Here is a 13,156-nt window from a genome sequence, read left to right as displayed (position 1 = left end):
CTAGTAATCTTCTTTAACAGCTACAATCACTGCAATGATTATAAACATTCCACCTATAAAAAAGCTTGGTGAAAGCTTTTCTCCAAGGTAAATCCATCCCAAAATCGAACCCGTAACAGGTTGAAAAAACAGAAATAAAGAACCAATTCCTGCATCTACAAGTTCAATTCCTTTATTCCACAAAAAAAATGCACCAGCTGTAGACACAACTCCAAGATATATCAATCCCCATATAGTCTTCCAGTTTCCTAAAATCAGCAAAAAATTGTTATGCTGCAGCATCATAAACGGCGTGGTAAACATCAGTGCAAAGAGTATGGCATAAGTAGTTATACTCAAGGAATTCAAATGCTTGGACGCAACCTTTACGTAAACAGACAGCAGTGCCCAGGTAACTGCAGCCCCAACAAGAGCTATATTGCCTAAAGTATCTTTTAAAGCCTCAGCATCTAATCCTATAACTATAACAACACCTGCCGTAGCCAGCATAAGTGAGATGACTTTTTTTCTGGTAAACAGTTCACCCAGAATAAATCTGGCAAACAAAATCACAAATACAGGTGTCGATGCTGTAATAAGCGAGCCCATATGGGCATTGGATAACTTTGTCCCTATAAATTGAAGGCATATAGAAATAAAATACCCTATAAACCCTATCCACGCTATAAGGAACCAATCCTTCTTTTTTATAGTTACCTTGAAACCTCTTTTATGTTGAAAGAATGTAAGTACTATAAACAATACTGCAAATGCAATGACATACCTAATCCATACCAATGTGACAGGTGAAACAAACTGCAGTATGTATTTGCTGACTACGTACATTCCTCCCCATATAGAAGCAGCCAGAAACAGGCATATGGAACCAATTAATCTTTTTCTCATTACTCACAATAACCTCCGTCTTTTTTATTTCATATAAAACAGCATCCAAGACGAGGTATGTTGATTTAACTATTAATCCTCATCTCAGTTTAAAGATGAGAAACTGGTTGGTCATTTTCAAACAAGCTAAAATAATACATGTAATTTGCCCCCTTATTATTCTGTAGTATACAAAACATTATACACTTAATAGTATTTCGTGCCATTAAAAAAATGCGCAGAAAAAGTTTTTTTACAAGGGGATATGACAATACCACTATGGATGATGTGGCAAAAGAAGCTGAGTTCAGCAAAAGAACAGTATATGTATATTTCAATAGTAAAGAGCAAATTTATTTTGAAGTCATGATAAGGGGATACAGGTTATTAATTAATATGTTGAAAAATGATTTACAAGAAAAAAATTTTAATGCAATTGAGGAAATTAAGCAGATGTCTCTGACAATGTATCAGTTTAGTAAAAATTATACAGAATATTTTAAAGCAATTATGGAATATGAAAACGGAGAAATGGATTTTCAAAAAGGAGTTCCAGATAAATCAAAAGAAGAATGCTATGCTCTTGGAGAGGAAATATTGGGATACCTTACTAAAGCCCTAAAAAAGGGCATTGCCGAAAATTCCATACGCAGTGATATAGATATTGAAAAAACAGCCCTTGTTTTATGGGCTTGTATGCTTGGAGTGTATAATACAGCCAACAGAAAGAAAAACTATATTGAGAATTATCACGGAATCACACCAGAAGAATTGATATCATCAGCTTTTCAACTTATTATCAGGTCAATACAATTTGTAAATGAGGAGAACCATAAATGAATAGGAGAAAGGTACCTAAGAAAATGATCATAATATTTTTATGCATTGGAGCACTATTTATTATTGCTTTTACATCTTTACTTCTTATAAGCGGTATTTTTGAACAGCCAAAATATTTAGAACCATGGCAAAAAACTTATTCACAAAAATTTGACGATCCAAGGATACGCCTTATGTCCCACGGTCTGTTGTCTTCAAATGGTCATAACATGCAGCCATGGAAAATAAAACTTGATAAGAATGACCCCATGATATTTTATTTATATGCCGACAGCAAACGCTTAACACCTGAGGTAGATCCCAATGCACGTCAAATGATGGTCACACAGGGAGCTTTCCTTGAATATTTGAAGATAGCTGGAGGTAAATTGGGATACCAAACCACAATAGACTTATTCCCGGAAGGTGCTTATAACGAATCGGTTTATGATGGAATCAGAAAATATCTTTCGTTCCAACGAATATGAAAAAAATAACTATCGTTATGGTTTTTCTATTGAAGGACAGGGTACGTCAGGAATCATGATGCATCTCATGCAGGGACTGGTTACAGTTTTCCCATCAATGAACAGCGGAAGGGCTTCATCCGACAGGTTTATTCAGTCTACCCGTACATCAGCAGAAAATACCCCTGCTTATGCCATGATTATCACAAGAGACAACAGCCGTTCCAGCCAAGTTAAAAGCGGGATGCTTTACAGTAAATTAATATTGACAGCCCATCAGATGGGATTGGCCATGCAGCCCTTAAGTCAAACTCTAGAGGAATATCCTGAAATGGAAAAGCTCTATAATAGCATTCATCAGAATTATACCTCAAATGGAAAAACTATTCAGATGCTCTTTCGTTTAGGTAAACCTTCAAAAGAAGTTCCTCAAAGCATGCGGCGTGATGTGATGGATTTGATCATACAAGAATAAGCTCATACTATAAAGAATATCCTATCAGCAATCTGCTGAATTTCCCTATGGCATCATGCAGTATGACAAGTACAGCAATCATCAATATAATTCCAAGAGTACATGAAAAAAATATTTTTGCAAAATTATATTTTAAAAACAGCTGGGAGATATACATGATATAAATGCATACAGGCAAAAACAGGATGGAGGTGATGACTCCGGGAACATAGTGCTTGAATTCAATACACAGATAAAAATGTGCCAAAATAAAGTGCAGTGTAAAGGCAAATAGAAATCCATACCAGATGAAATAACTGCTGAATATGCAGGACAACAGGGAAACAAGTGAAAGAATTACAAATTCGATTTCCACTGCAATTGACATTGCCGAAGTACTCCAATAGTTTGTACCATTCAAACCGAAGGGTTTCTTTTTCATTATAGAAGTATTTTCCTTCAATTCTTTTTTAAATCTTCTGCTCCAGACTTCAGCCATTACAATTTCTTCAAAATCATGAATCATAAACAATACAGGCAGCATCCAGACAATTGCTTTTATATCATACATAAATCTTCTCCTCTCTATGTGTCACACTTGTGTCTTGTTCTAATCTAGAGTATAATAATTTAAAATTGTCATGTCAATAAAAACGGCTCAAGTGCTACATTTGCAGCTGATCTGTGACATATCGGGAGAGTGAATTATGGCCTTTAAAAAGAAAAACCCCATGGCGGAAAAATCCAAAAAATGGCTCACGGATGCACTTTTGGAAATCATGAAGAATAAACCCTACAATAGAATAACTATCAAGGAGATATCGGACAAGGCACTCCTTTCCAGAAGGACATTCTACCGTAATTTCAATTCAAAGGATGAAGTGCTGTCACTGAAAATGGAATATATATGCAGGGAATATATTTCATACTTCAGCGGTGAACAAAATCTGTCCTACAAAAATATTATCCATATATATTTCAAATTCTGGAAGGATCATCTGGATTTTTTACTGGCACTGGATAAAAGTGATCTACTGTACCTTATGCTCCAGAAATTCAATGAATACCTGCCTATCATATACAATCATTTTAAAGGACACCTTCACCTGTTCAAAAACAGGGAACACCTGGAATATGCCTTGTATTTCAGTTCGGGAGGACTTTGGAATGTACTTTTAAAATGGATAAAGGAAGGTGCTAAAAAAAGCCCTGAAGAAATGGAGTCCATTCTCAGAGAGGCTCTTAAAAATGCAAATTTAACTACAATTGTTTGATTTTATTGAAATATTCCTTTTCTTCTAAGGTTATACGTTATTTTTTTCATAAGTTTCAACAGCTCCTCCCTCTCCTCACAAGTATCCAGACATTCCATTATTCTGGCATAAAATTTTTTTTCAAATTCAATATGCTCTTCTTGTGCCAATATCCCCTCCTGGGTAAGCACTAATTTATAGGAACGCTTATCCCTGCTGCTTATGGTTCTTTTGATCAGCTTTCGTTTTTCAAGTCTGTTTATCACACTTGTGAGAGTACTTTTAGGTATTTTTAAAATATCAACTATATCCTTTATAATGACGTCCTCTTTTTCAGAGATAATTCTCAGAACTCCTATTTCAACAGTGCTCAATCCATGTATTCTTGAAAATTGAGATTCCACACTTTTATAATTAGGCTCCATTATCATGGAATGCCATATTCTGCTCAGTTCTTCAACCTGCTCCTCATATTTTTTATTCAAACAATCACCCCGCAATTATTTCAAGCAGATGCACTTATGACAAAACTTTTATAATTTATCTTTCTAAATTTAAAAGGTTTGAACCCACATGTCTTCAAAAGTTTTTTCATCTCTTTTGGAGAATATATTCTATAATCTCCATTATTACATATATGCAGCATAAAATTCAATACCTGCCTTATTAAAGGAGGAGCAGTGGGATCTCCTATGACCAGTTTCCCAGCTGGTTTCAGCACCCTCTTCATCTCCAGAAGCACTTTCTCAGGGTTGGGATAATGATGAAATGAAGCATTACACAATACTATATCAAAATAATCCTCCGGCCAGGGTATAAATTCCGCATCCCCCACTTTCAATAAAACATCCTGGGGAAGGTCTCTTCTGGCCACCTGAATCATCTTATCTGAAATATCAAGTCCGCATAGCTGGAATTTCTTATATTTATATAATCGTGACAGTATATTTCCTGTTCCACAGCCTGCCTCCAGCAAAATTCCACCTTGAAATCCATTTAACATCTCCACAACTTTATCATACATTTTGCTTACAAATCTTCCATCAGAACTCTGATCATAGTGCTCTGCTTGTTTATCAAAATTCTTCCTGGAATTTTCTTTAAAAACATTTTTATTGTCCGGCATATGAATTCCTCCTAGTAGTACCATATTAATATAATACGTTATTCGTACTATATTAATATGGTACTACTTTTCGAATCAGCTGTCAACTTTTCTTTTGCAGCAGCTTGCAGAATTGAAAACGAGTGAAAATCATAAATACTCTCCAACGCAATTCATTAAAATATAATGCTTATTCCGATTGAACTCTGGTTCTCTAAAAGAAATTGCAAAAATATACGATGTCTCATATCCTACTGTTCGTCTTCGATTAGATAAGCTAATACAAAAAATCAAACTAAATAGTAATAAACAGGATAGACCTTTTATTACTTTTATTAAAAAATTAGCAGTAGATTCCAAAATTGAGCTGGAAATTGCAAAATTAATTATTGAAAAATAAAATGACAATCTTTTTAGGTTTTGTTATTTCAGCACTGCTTTTAATATTCCAGTATTTTCTAAGTGAATCAAGCCGTTGGCAACTTGGTGGAATTATTCCACTATTCGTATTTATATTGTTCCTATGGTGTTTTTTCTTTCGCACACTAAAACTAAGCCTTCAATCCATAATACCTCTTAGCATACTGTTTATCTTACTCTTATGGGATTGGTCAGATGGCAGGAAACGATTTAAAAAAAGGAAAAATGAAAAAATAAAACAGGACGATTTACCGTACTGTAATACCTTATCTGTTCCTTGAGACTGTTGAGTTTCAGGTTGGGGTTTGTATCAACAATTTTTTGAAGACTCTCTCCCACCTTCTCTGCTTCCTGCTTTTCGGTCACAATTTCCAAGCTATCATTACAGTTCATACCCGTAATGAAGTCCATTGAATCAACGGGCACCCAAAAATTATAACCACCCCAGCGGTAATTATCTGAAATAAAGGTCTTTACAGTCAAGGTTTTTTGTACTTTCTTCCCCTGACTGTTTAAAATAATAATTTTGATTTTGTCTCCTATTTTGGGACTCCAGCCATAGGATTCCTTAAAAACTTCCGGATGACAAAGAACAACTCCAGCTTTGTCTACAAGAGATTCATAATCAAGCGTGCCCGCTGTCACATAATTCTTCATCAAGTTGACCTCACTTTTTGAAAAACCTGCAATGCTTCCAGTACTGTCAGAGCAATTCGGCATAACGTATTTGAGCCGGATGCCGGTCCATTCTTTGACATCTTTGACACCATTCACAGCCAATATTTTATCTTTAAGCCCCTGGTTAAGAGGATTGTTCATCTGGATCCGGCTATCTGAAAAAGTATCCTTATCACCTTCTATGGAAATACTGTACTCCCCATAGGGAAAATCACGCTTTGCCTCAACTTCAGTACCCTCAACTTGTTAAAACATAACAAAAGGGCGGCTATGCCGCCCTCATTTTAATATTGATATTTCGTATTAGCTAATATTTTGTATTTTTTTTCAAAAATCTTCGGGCGTTCTTCATGCCACCTACATTTTTAAACATTTCGTTCATTTTCATGGTTTCAATTTGTCTAGATGTAAGACCTTCATACTTTGCCTCTTTTTTAAGTTTTTGATAGTTCGAAAATCTTCCGGCATCTAGAATGCCATCACAAATAGCTTGTTGAACTGCACAACCTGGTTCTCTAGTATGTGTACAATCATGAAACCTACACATAGACGCAAGCTTATCAATATCTGAAAAAGCCACAGATAGATCAGTGTTTTCCAATCCAAGTTCTCTCATACCGGGAGTGTCAATAACCATACCTCCGTTTTTTAGCAGAATAAGTTCACGCCTTGTGGTTGTGTGTTTTCCTTTATCATCATTTCTCAGGCCGTTGGTTCCAAGCCTCTCTTCTCCTATCAGATAATTAATAAGAGTGGATTTTCCCACACCTGAAGAACCGATAAATGCAGCGGTCTGACTTTCTTTTATATATTGCAATACCTTATAATAGCTGTGTTCTTGCGTAGCCGAAGTAACTAAAACGTCAGCGCCAACAGCAACAGTTTCAACTTCACATATCCGTTGTTCCACATCATCGCATAAATCCGATTTAGTTAGAATGACAACTGGAATTGCTCCGCTGTCCCAACCAATAGATAGATAACGTTCCAACCTGCGCAGATTAAAATCTTTATTAAGAGACATACATATGAAGATCCTGTCAATATTGCTGGCAACAACCTGCTCAATGTTTGATTTTCCAGCTGCCTTTCTAATGAAAGCACTTTTCCTTGGAAGTACATGATGAATAACGGCATTACCGGTTACATTTTCATTCCTATCAAGCATGATAAAATCACCAACTGCAGGAAAATCAGATTTTAGTTTGGTTTCAAAGCGAAATTTGCCGGAAACCTTTGCCCTTAATTCACCGTTTTCACACATGACCTTATAAATATCCTTGTATTGGGAAAAAATACGTCCTATATAAAGTCCATCATATAAGGCAGCTTCAGCTGCAAATTTATCTGTGAACCCTAATTCTTTCATATTTATTCTATTCAATTTCTTTTCCTCCTGAAAGTTATATTTGTAACTTATGGGAGGTTATTGTAGAAATTATTTTACGCAAACCTCCCGGCTTGCTACAATCTCTGTCATTTCATATATAAACATAAGGCTATATCTCCTTTAATCTTATAATTTTAATTGAATTTTTGAATTCACCAGTATTCTATCATGAAAACTCAAAAAATACAAATAGTAGAATTATACCATAAAAATGCACAAAATTCTTAAACCCGTTACCCTCCGTAATGTGGGCCTTTGCGCTAAATTCAGGCTCTCAATACTTGGCCACTAAGCGTTCAGTGCCTTGACAAGATTTGACAGTGATTTGGAATTGTCTTTTTATCGTTCTTCTGGGTTCCAGGTAGTTATCCACCCCTCCTAATTATCCTTCAAATGGAAATATCAATTTATTTTATAAATTAATTTTCTCTTTCAATATTCGTTCTACAGCAGACAGATAATCTCCTTCAAAAAACACATTATTGGACACCAGTATTGATGTCAATCCTTCCACTACAGACCACATAACAAGTACATCAATACCATGATCGGCAGATAACACATGATTATCCGTCAATTTCTCCCTTGCGGCAGCCTGTAGAATTGAAAAGGGCGGAAAGTCATCACATAATATTTTTGTATCAGTAATTCGCATGTGAAAGCTGGGTTGTGAAAAAAGAAAATGATGATATGCTGGATTTTCAACAAAGTAACATATATAACTTTTCCCCAACTCAATCAATACCTTATTTTTGTTTCTGCATCGTGATCTGGCATTCTGTAAGTATTCAGCCAGAGAATTGGTAACATGTGCCTGCATAGCTGCAATCAAATCATCCTTATTTTTAAAATGCTTATAAGGTGCTGAATGGCTGACTCCGCACCTTTCGGCAACCTTGCGAAGCGAAAACCCATCAGCTCCCTTTTCATTAATTAATTCTATTCCTGCATCTATCATGGCAATACTGCAAAGATTGCATGGGCCGTGGGAAAAACACTGAATTGTAATACAGTAACGATGAAACAGGCTGAAAAGTTGAATCTTCAAGAATATAAATTTATAGGATTGGGCTCGGGTATTTATTTCACATCCCATCATCCCAAATTAATAGAACTTGCCAGACAAATAGAGTCCTGGCAAAAAGTGTTTTTATTTTCTACCCACGGTTCACCGTTTCTCGGAAAATACCATAACAGTCTGAAAAATGTACTGAAAATGCATACTATTGAAATAATCGGTGAATTTTCCTGTCCCGGTTATGACTGTACAGGACCGTATATTCTCTGCGGCGGCGGAAACAAAGGAAGGCCAAATGAAAGTGATCAGAGACGTGCAAGTATCTTTGCAGCTAAATTGTTCCCTCAATATTACAAAGACACCGGAACAGTGAAAAATGGAAAATATGTGGGAGTCAGTACATCTGAATGCATTGGCTGTGGTAAGTGCACAGAAACATGCCCCATGAAAGTTTTTAAAATGAAAGATGGCAAATCTACAGTCATCAACGCAATGGACTGTATACACTGCAGTTTGTGCATACAAAATTGTCCTGTAAAAGCCATATCAGTTCAACATTCATGGAGAGAAGCCATTGCCATTGCCAGGCGGCACTTCAGAAGAAGTTCTCTATAACTATGAAGATACAAGCTTTAATCCCAATATACCCACCATTATAAATCCAATACAAATTATCCTAATCATATCAAATTGTAATGATTTTTGAGAGTTTAAGCTCCATTTACTGTCTGTTTACCGTCCATTTACTTTCGCTTTTTATAATCTTATTAAAATACAGATAAGGTATTTTGAATTTGGCACAGAAAGGACAGTTATATATATGAACAAAAAAACAGTTGTGGAATTAAAACACGTATCAAAAAAAATCGGCAAAAAGGAAATTATTCATGACCTGTCGTTTACAATTCCAGCTGGAGAAATATTCGGATTTCTAGGGCCCAATGGAGCAGGCAAAACTACCACTATCCGTATGATTACGGGACTGATAAAAATAACCGAAGGAGATATTTTTATTAAAGGACACAGCATTACAACCGACTTCAAAAAAGCAATTCAGAATGTTGGCGGTATTGTTGAAAATCCAGATTTATATAGATATCTTACGGGTTATCAAAATTTAAAGCACTATGCCAGAATGTCACCCGGCATCAGCAAAAAACGTATTTATGAAATGGCTGAAATTGTCGGACTCAAAGACAAAATGCAGGACAAAGTACGAACTTATTCACTTGGTATGCGTCAGAGGCTTGGGCTTGCACAGGCACTATTACACCGTCCATCTCTCGTGATACTGGATGAACCAACAAACGGACTTGATCCAGAGGGAATCCACGAGCTGCGTAACTATCTAAAGAAAATAGCTCATGAGGAAGGTGCTGCAGTTCTGGTATCAAGCCATTTGCTCTCAGAAATGCAGTTGATGTGTGACAGAGTGGGTGTTTTGCAGCACGGAAAGTTAGTAACTATTCAGCGTATAGATGATTTTGTCAAATCCGGCGGTTCAATGCAGGTGGAACTTATTGTAAGTACCTCACAAATTGTACAGACAAAAAATTTACTTCACACCATGCGGAAAAATGTACTTTCTTCCAGTCCAGCCGGGCATATTATAATTCAGATGACAAAAGAGGAAATTCCATCAGTGAACAAACATTTAATGAAATGCGGAATTGAAATTTATAGTATTCAGATGAAAGAAGAAACTCTGGAAGACAAATTTTTAGAAATTACGGAGGAACAGAAATGATCAATTTAGTGAAAAATGAGTTAATGAAAATATTCAGCGGCCGATTGACAAAAATCCTTTTCCTTTTACTGATTATTGTCGCCGTCAGTTTTTCAGTCTTTGCAAAAATCGCAATAAATAAGGAAACTGCAGGGAATTGGAGAACAGGACAGGAGCAAATTATAGAAAAAAATAATGGACGTTTACAGGTTGCAGATCTATCACCACAGTTGCAGGCAGAGGCGAAAAATAAAGTGGCAATTGCCGAGTACCGTTTGAAGAACAATATAGCCCCACAAGAAAATAACCTCTGGTATACGTTACTGCACTCATCGGGGTTGTTTGAATGGGTTGTTATTTTTACAATTATTATTGCTGCCAACATTGTTGCAAGAGAATATACGGATGGAACAATGAAGCTGTTATTGATTCGCCCACACAGCCGGGGTGCAATTCTATTTTCAAAATACACAGCAGTTGTCATATATGCTGTATTTTCACTGATACTCACCATAGGGGCAGCATATATAACCATTGATGTCTTATATGGCTTTGGAAGCGGAATACGCACTTTGGGAGCGGCAGAGCTTTTTATCAATTCACAAGGACAGATAGAATCATTAAATATTTTCAGGCAGTGTGTAAAAATGTATTGTCTGGATATTTTCCCAATTATGAGCTATGTGACCATTTCCTTTGCTGTCTCAACCATTTTGAAAAGCAGTGCAGTAGCGGTGGGCAGCTCTCTTCTGCTTATGATTTTAGGAAATTCAATGATTGAAGCCACATCAAAGCTGGCATGGCTGAAATTTCTTCCCTTTGCAAACAGCGACATGAGTTTGTATATCTTTCATTTACAGCCCCGGGAAGAAATGACAATAGGCTTTTCGGTATCTGTATTGCTGATATATATAATTGTTTTATTTGGTGTCAGCTTTGCAATATTTAAAAAACGGGATGTATCTATCTAATGACTGCTTTTTCAATCTGTTATATAATGAAAATTAAAGTGCAGGAAATGCAGAAAGGGGATATAACAGGTGACTATGCAGAGAATACTACTTGTTGATGATGAACTTGGAATCATAAAAATGCTGAAAACCATCTTACACAAAGAAGGTTACACAAACATCGACAGTGCTTCAACAGGGAAAGAAACTATGACAAAAATCATGAAAAATACCTATGATTTAATTGTACTGGATGTTATGCTGCCGGATATTGATGGCTTCAAGCTGTGTCAGAAAATCCGCCAGCATACATTTGTGCCAATTCTTTTCCTCACTGCTCGAACCGGGGATTTAGACAAATTAACAGGCCTCGGTATAGGCGGAGATGATTATATTACTAAGCCTTTTAATCCTCTAGAAGTTGTTGCAAGAATCAACGTACAGTTCAGGAGGATGAAACAGTACCGGCAAAATTCAATGAAGCAGGGGATCTATCATTTCGGCACTGTCACTGTAAATAAGAAAGAAGCAAAACTTCTTGTGGATAACAGGGAAATAAGCTGTCCGGCAAAAGAATTTGAATTGCTGCTGTTTTTAGTGGAACACCCAAATCAGGTGTTTACCGCAGGACAGTTATATGAAAATGTATGGGGGTATGAAAGTATGGGAGATGAACAAACTGTAAAAGTGCATATTAACCGATTACGTAAAAAAGTGGAACCAGACTTGAAGAATCCCTCTTACATTATAAATATCCGTGGAATTGGATATAAATTCTCATTTCCGGAGGGTGGGCAAATATGAAAGTAGATCTTACCAATGGACGTTTGACAGTCCGTTTTACCATCAATTTCATAGTACATCAGATTTTACTCTGGTTATTAATGGGGATCCCGGGGATTTACTGGATGCTGGTACTACAACACCAGTCACAAAACGAGACAGAAATTGCAATTCTTGCCTGGGTGACAATTTTTATCGGATTGTCTTACTGTCTGTTTTATGGTTATTACGTTGCACGCCCTCTAGTGGATATTTTGATGAATATACAAAAATTGTCAAGAGGTGAATATCTGGACTTACCCGGAAAGAGAATACGTTTAAGTTTTTTCTCAAAAAGACTTTACAGAGAAGTCTATGATAATCTGAAAACATTGTCTGATATTTTACAGCATAACGAAAAAAAGCGAAAAGAATTTGACGAAATGCGCCAAACCTGGGCGGCTGGAATTACACATGATTTAAAAACACCGCTATCCTATATTTCAGGGTATGCGGATATGCTTTTATCCGATAAACACAAATGGAGTCTGGAAGAAAAGAAAGAGTTTCTACAGATTATCAGCGATAAATCTGCTCATATAGAGGAACTTATCAACGATCTGGGTACGGCGTTCCGTATGGATGAATTTACAGGTCTAAAGATGAATCTCCAAAAGATAGAATTATCGGAATTAGTTCGCAGAGTGACGGCAGAAACAGCGAATATGCCCATTGCAAAGGAAAATCATTTTGAAATGATAGGTGAAGAAAAAGAGTTATTCGTTTCGGGCGATACTGAATTACTGAAACGAGCATTTTCAAATCTGTTAGTAAATGCAGTAGTACACAACCCGGAAGATACATCAGTCACTGTGAAATTAAGCCGTGAATCTTATGTTGAAGCAGAAATCTGTGATAATGGCAGCGGAATGAATGAATATGATATAAATCACATGTTTGACCGCTACTACAGAGGTACTTCTACAGATTCTCCAACAGGAAGTACAGGACTCGGCATGACCATTGTAAAACAGATTATTACTGCCCACCATGGAACTATCAGTGTAAAAAGCAAGATAAACTGCGGCACAAAAATAACTGTTAAACTTCCTCCTTATTATAAAACAGAAAAATAAAGCTGCAGTAAAATAGGAATTTTTACAGCAGCCCCATTAAATAAAACCAGACTTGTTTTCCAGTTTTAATTATTTTGTTACTTCAACCTTTGCCAGCTTCTCATAGAACTTTAT

General features: G+C 36.3%; 17 protein-coding genes. 10 read left to right on the top strand and 7 right to left on the bottom strand.

Annotation, left to right across the window (positions count from 1 at the left end; genetic code table 11):
* Positions 1-885: a DMT family transporter gene (locus tag ACFHWD_RS17455; protein WP_150356234.1), complete on the bottom strand. Its 885-nt coding sequence runs from the start codon at positions 883-885 to the stop codon at positions 1-3.
* Positions 886-1,098: 213 nt separating this feature from the next.
* On the opposite strand from ACFHWD_RS17455, the gene ACFHWD_RS17450 reads away from it, so the two are divergent.
* The 3 genes from ACFHWD_RS17450 to ACFHWD_RS17440 all read left to right on the top strand — a co-directional run bounded on the left by ACFHWD_RS17450 (position 1,099) and on the right by ACFHWD_RS17440 (position 2,625).
* Positions 1,099-1,704 (top strand): TetR/AcrR family transcriptional regulator, encoded by a 606-nt coding sequence (locus ACFHWD_RS17450; protein WP_150356235.1) that lies wholly within the window; start codon positions 1,099-1,101, stop codon positions 1,702-1,704.
* Complete coding sequence (locus ACFHWD_RS17445; RefSeq protein WP_229981996.1) at positions 1,701-2,171, top strand: hypothetical protein; 471 nt, start codon at positions 1,701-1,703, stop codon at positions 2,169-2,171. Before ACFHWD_RS17450 ends, ACFHWD_RS17445 begins: the two co-directional genes overlap by 4 nt.
* Positions 2,172-2,238: 67 nt before the next feature.
* Positions 2,239-2,625 (top strand): hypothetical protein, encoded by a 387-nt coding sequence (locus ACFHWD_RS17440; protein WP_378062805.1) that lies wholly within the window; start codon positions 2,239-2,241, stop codon positions 2,623-2,625.
* 7 nt (positions 2,626-2,632) lie between these two features.
* On the opposite strand, the gene ACFHWD_RS17435 is transcribed toward ACFHWD_RS17440, so the two are convergent.
* Positions 2,633-3,175, bottom strand: coding sequence for an HXXEE domain-containing protein (locus tag ACFHWD_RS17435; RefSeq protein WP_150356236.1), 543 nt, complete (start codon positions 3,173-3,175; stop codon positions 2,633-2,635).
* Between the two features lie 136 nt (positions 3,176-3,311).
* On the opposite strand from ACFHWD_RS17435, the gene ACFHWD_RS17430 reads away from it, so the two are divergent.
* Entirely contained in the window at positions 3,312-3,878 is a 567-nt protein-coding gene (locus ACFHWD_RS17430; RefSeq protein ID WP_378062804.1) for a TetR/AcrR family transcriptional regulator, read from the top strand.
* Positions 3,879-3,880: 2 nt separating this feature from the next.
* Here ACFHWD_RS17430 and ACFHWD_RS17425 read toward each other — a convergent pair whose 3' ends face one another.
* On the bottom strand, positions 3,881-4,342 hold the full coding sequence (locus ACFHWD_RS17425; protein WP_150356238.1) for a MarR family winged helix-turn-helix transcriptional regulator: 462 nt from the start codon (positions 4,340-4,342) through the stop codon (positions 3,881-3,883).
* Positions 4,343-4,362: 20 nt separating this feature from the next.
* Positions 4,363-4,983, bottom strand: a complete 621-nt coding sequence (locus ACFHWD_RS17420) for a class I SAM-dependent methyltransferase (RefSeq protein WP_150356239.1) — start codon at positions 4,981-4,983, stop codon at positions 4,363-4,365.
* 178 nt (positions 4,984-5,161) lie between these two features.
* On the opposite strand from ACFHWD_RS17420, the gene ACFHWD_RS17415 reads away from it, so the two are divergent.
* Positions 5,162-5,362: a DUF2089 family protein gene (locus ACFHWD_RS17415; RefSeq protein WP_378062803.1), complete on the top strand. Its 201-nt coding sequence runs from the start codon at positions 5,162-5,164 to the stop codon at positions 5,360-5,362.
* Positions 5,363-5,592: 230 nt separating this feature from the next.
* On the opposite strand, the gene ACFHWD_RS17410 is transcribed toward ACFHWD_RS17415, so the two are convergent.
* The 3 genes from ACFHWD_RS17410 to ACFHWD_RS17400 form a co-directional block, all read right to left on the bottom strand.
* Positions 5,593-6,201: a hypothetical protein gene (locus ACFHWD_RS17410; RefSeq protein ID WP_378062802.1), complete on the bottom strand. Its 609-nt coding sequence runs from the start codon at positions 6,199-6,201 to the stop codon at positions 5,593-5,595.
* Between the two features lie 166 nt (positions 6,202-6,367).
* Entirely contained in the window at positions 6,368-7,444 is a 1,077-nt protein-coding gene (gene rsgA / locus ACFHWD_RS17405; protein ID WP_229981999.1) for a ribosome small subunit-dependent GTPase A, read from the bottom strand.
* A gap of 418 nt (positions 7,445-7,862) precedes the next feature.
* Complete coding sequence (locus ACFHWD_RS17400) at positions 7,863-8,408, bottom strand: TetR/AcrR family transcriptional regulator (protein ID WP_229982196.1); 546 nt, start codon at positions 8,406-8,408, stop codon at positions 7,863-7,865.
* Positions 8,409-8,435: 27 nt separating this feature from the next.
* Here ACFHWD_RS17400 and ACFHWD_RS17395 point away from each other — a divergent pair, with 27 nt between their 5' ends.
* The 5 genes from ACFHWD_RS17395 (at position 8,436) to ACFHWD_RS17375 (ending at position 13,042) form a co-directional block, all read left to right on the top strand.
* A complete protein-coding gene (locus ACFHWD_RS17395) occupies positions 8,436-9,083 on the top strand; it encodes a 4Fe-4S binding protein (protein WP_229982197.1) in 648 nt (215 codons plus the stop codon).
* A 205-nt stretch (positions 9,084-9,288) separates the two neighbouring features.
* Positions 9,289-10,215 carry an ABC transporter ATP-binding protein gene (locus ACFHWD_RS17390; RefSeq protein ID WP_229982198.1) on the top strand — a complete coding sequence of 309 codons (927 nt, stop codon included), beginning with the start codon at positions 9,289-9,291 and terminating at the stop codon, positions 10,213-10,215.
* On the top strand, positions 10,212-11,165 hold the full coding sequence (locus tag ACFHWD_RS17385) for an ABC transporter permease subunit (RefSeq protein ID WP_229982199.1): 954 nt from the start codon (positions 10,212-10,214) through the stop codon (positions 11,163-11,165). The genes ACFHWD_RS17390 and ACFHWD_RS17385 overlap by 4 nt, the downstream gene beginning before the upstream one ends.
* A 75-nt stretch (positions 11,166-11,240) precedes the next feature.
* Complete coding sequence (locus ACFHWD_RS17380) at positions 11,241-11,948, top strand: response regulator transcription factor (protein ID WP_106009949.1); 708 nt, start codon at positions 11,241-11,243, stop codon at positions 11,946-11,948.
* Between the two features lie 104 nt (positions 11,949-12,052).
* Entirely contained in the window at positions 12,053-13,042 is a 990-nt protein-coding gene (locus ACFHWD_RS17375; RefSeq protein WP_229982200.1) for a sensor histidine kinase KdpD, read from the top strand.
* The last annotated feature ends 114 nt before the right edge of the window (positions 13,043-13,156 follow it).

Source organism: Clostridium sp. MT-14 (assembly GCF_042436595.1).
Classification (GTDB): domain Bacteria; phylum Bacillota; class Clostridia; order Clostridiales; family Clostridiaceae; genus Clostridium_B; species Clostridium_B aromativorans.
The sequence above is the reverse complement of the archived record's forward strand: the minus strand, read 5'-3'. Positions and strand labels throughout refer to the sequence as shown.

Coding starts and splice junctions, on each gene's coding strand:
- ACFHWD_RS17455 (WP_150356234.1), bottom strand. CDS start 885: ATGAGAAAAAGATTAATTGGTTCCATATGCCTGTTTCTGGCTGCTTCT.
- ACFHWD_RS17450 (WP_150356235.1), top strand. CDS start 1,099: ATGCGCAGAAAAAGTTTTTTTACAAGGGGATATGACAATACCACTATG.
- ACFHWD_RS17445 (WP_229981996.1), top strand. CDS start 1,701: ATGAATAGGAGAAAGGTACCTAAGAAAATGATCATAATATTTTTATGC.
- ACFHWD_RS17440 (WP_378062805.1), top strand. CDS start 2,239: ATGCAGGGACTGGTTACAGTTTTCCCATCAATGAACAGCGGAAGGGCT.
- ACFHWD_RS17435 (WP_150356236.1), bottom strand. CDS start 3,175: ATGTATGATATAAAAGCAATTGTCTGGATGCTGCCTGTATTGTTTATG.
- ACFHWD_RS17430 (WP_378062804.1), top strand. CDS start 3,312: ATGGCCTTTAAAAAGAAAAACCCCATGGCGGAAAAATCCAAAAAATGG.
- ACFHWD_RS17420 (WP_150356239.1), bottom strand. CDS start 4,983: ATGCCGGACAATAAAAATGTTTTTAAAGAAAATTCCAGGAAGAATTTT.
- ACFHWD_RS17410 (WP_378062802.1), bottom strand. CDS start 6,201: ATGAACAATCCTCTTAACCAGGGGCTTAAAGATAAAATATTGGCTGTG.
- ACFHWD_RS17400 (WP_229982196.1), bottom strand. CDS start 8,408: ATGATAGATGCAGGAATAGAATTAATTAATGAAAAGGGAGCTGATGGG.
- ACFHWD_RS17390 (WP_229982198.1), top strand. CDS start 9,289: ATGAACAAAAAAACAGTTGTGGAATTAAAACACGTATCAAAAAAAATC.
- ACFHWD_RS17385 (WP_229982199.1), top strand. CDS start 10,212: ATGATCAATTTAGTGAAAAATGAGTTAATGAAAATATTCAGCGGCCGA.
- ACFHWD_RS17380 (WP_106009949.1), top strand. CDS start 11,241: ATGCAGAGAATACTACTTGTTGATGATGAACTTGGAATCATAAAAATG.
- ACFHWD_RS17375 (WP_229982200.1), top strand. CDS start 12,053: ATGCTGGTACTACAACACCAGTCACAAAACGAGACAGAAATTGCAATT.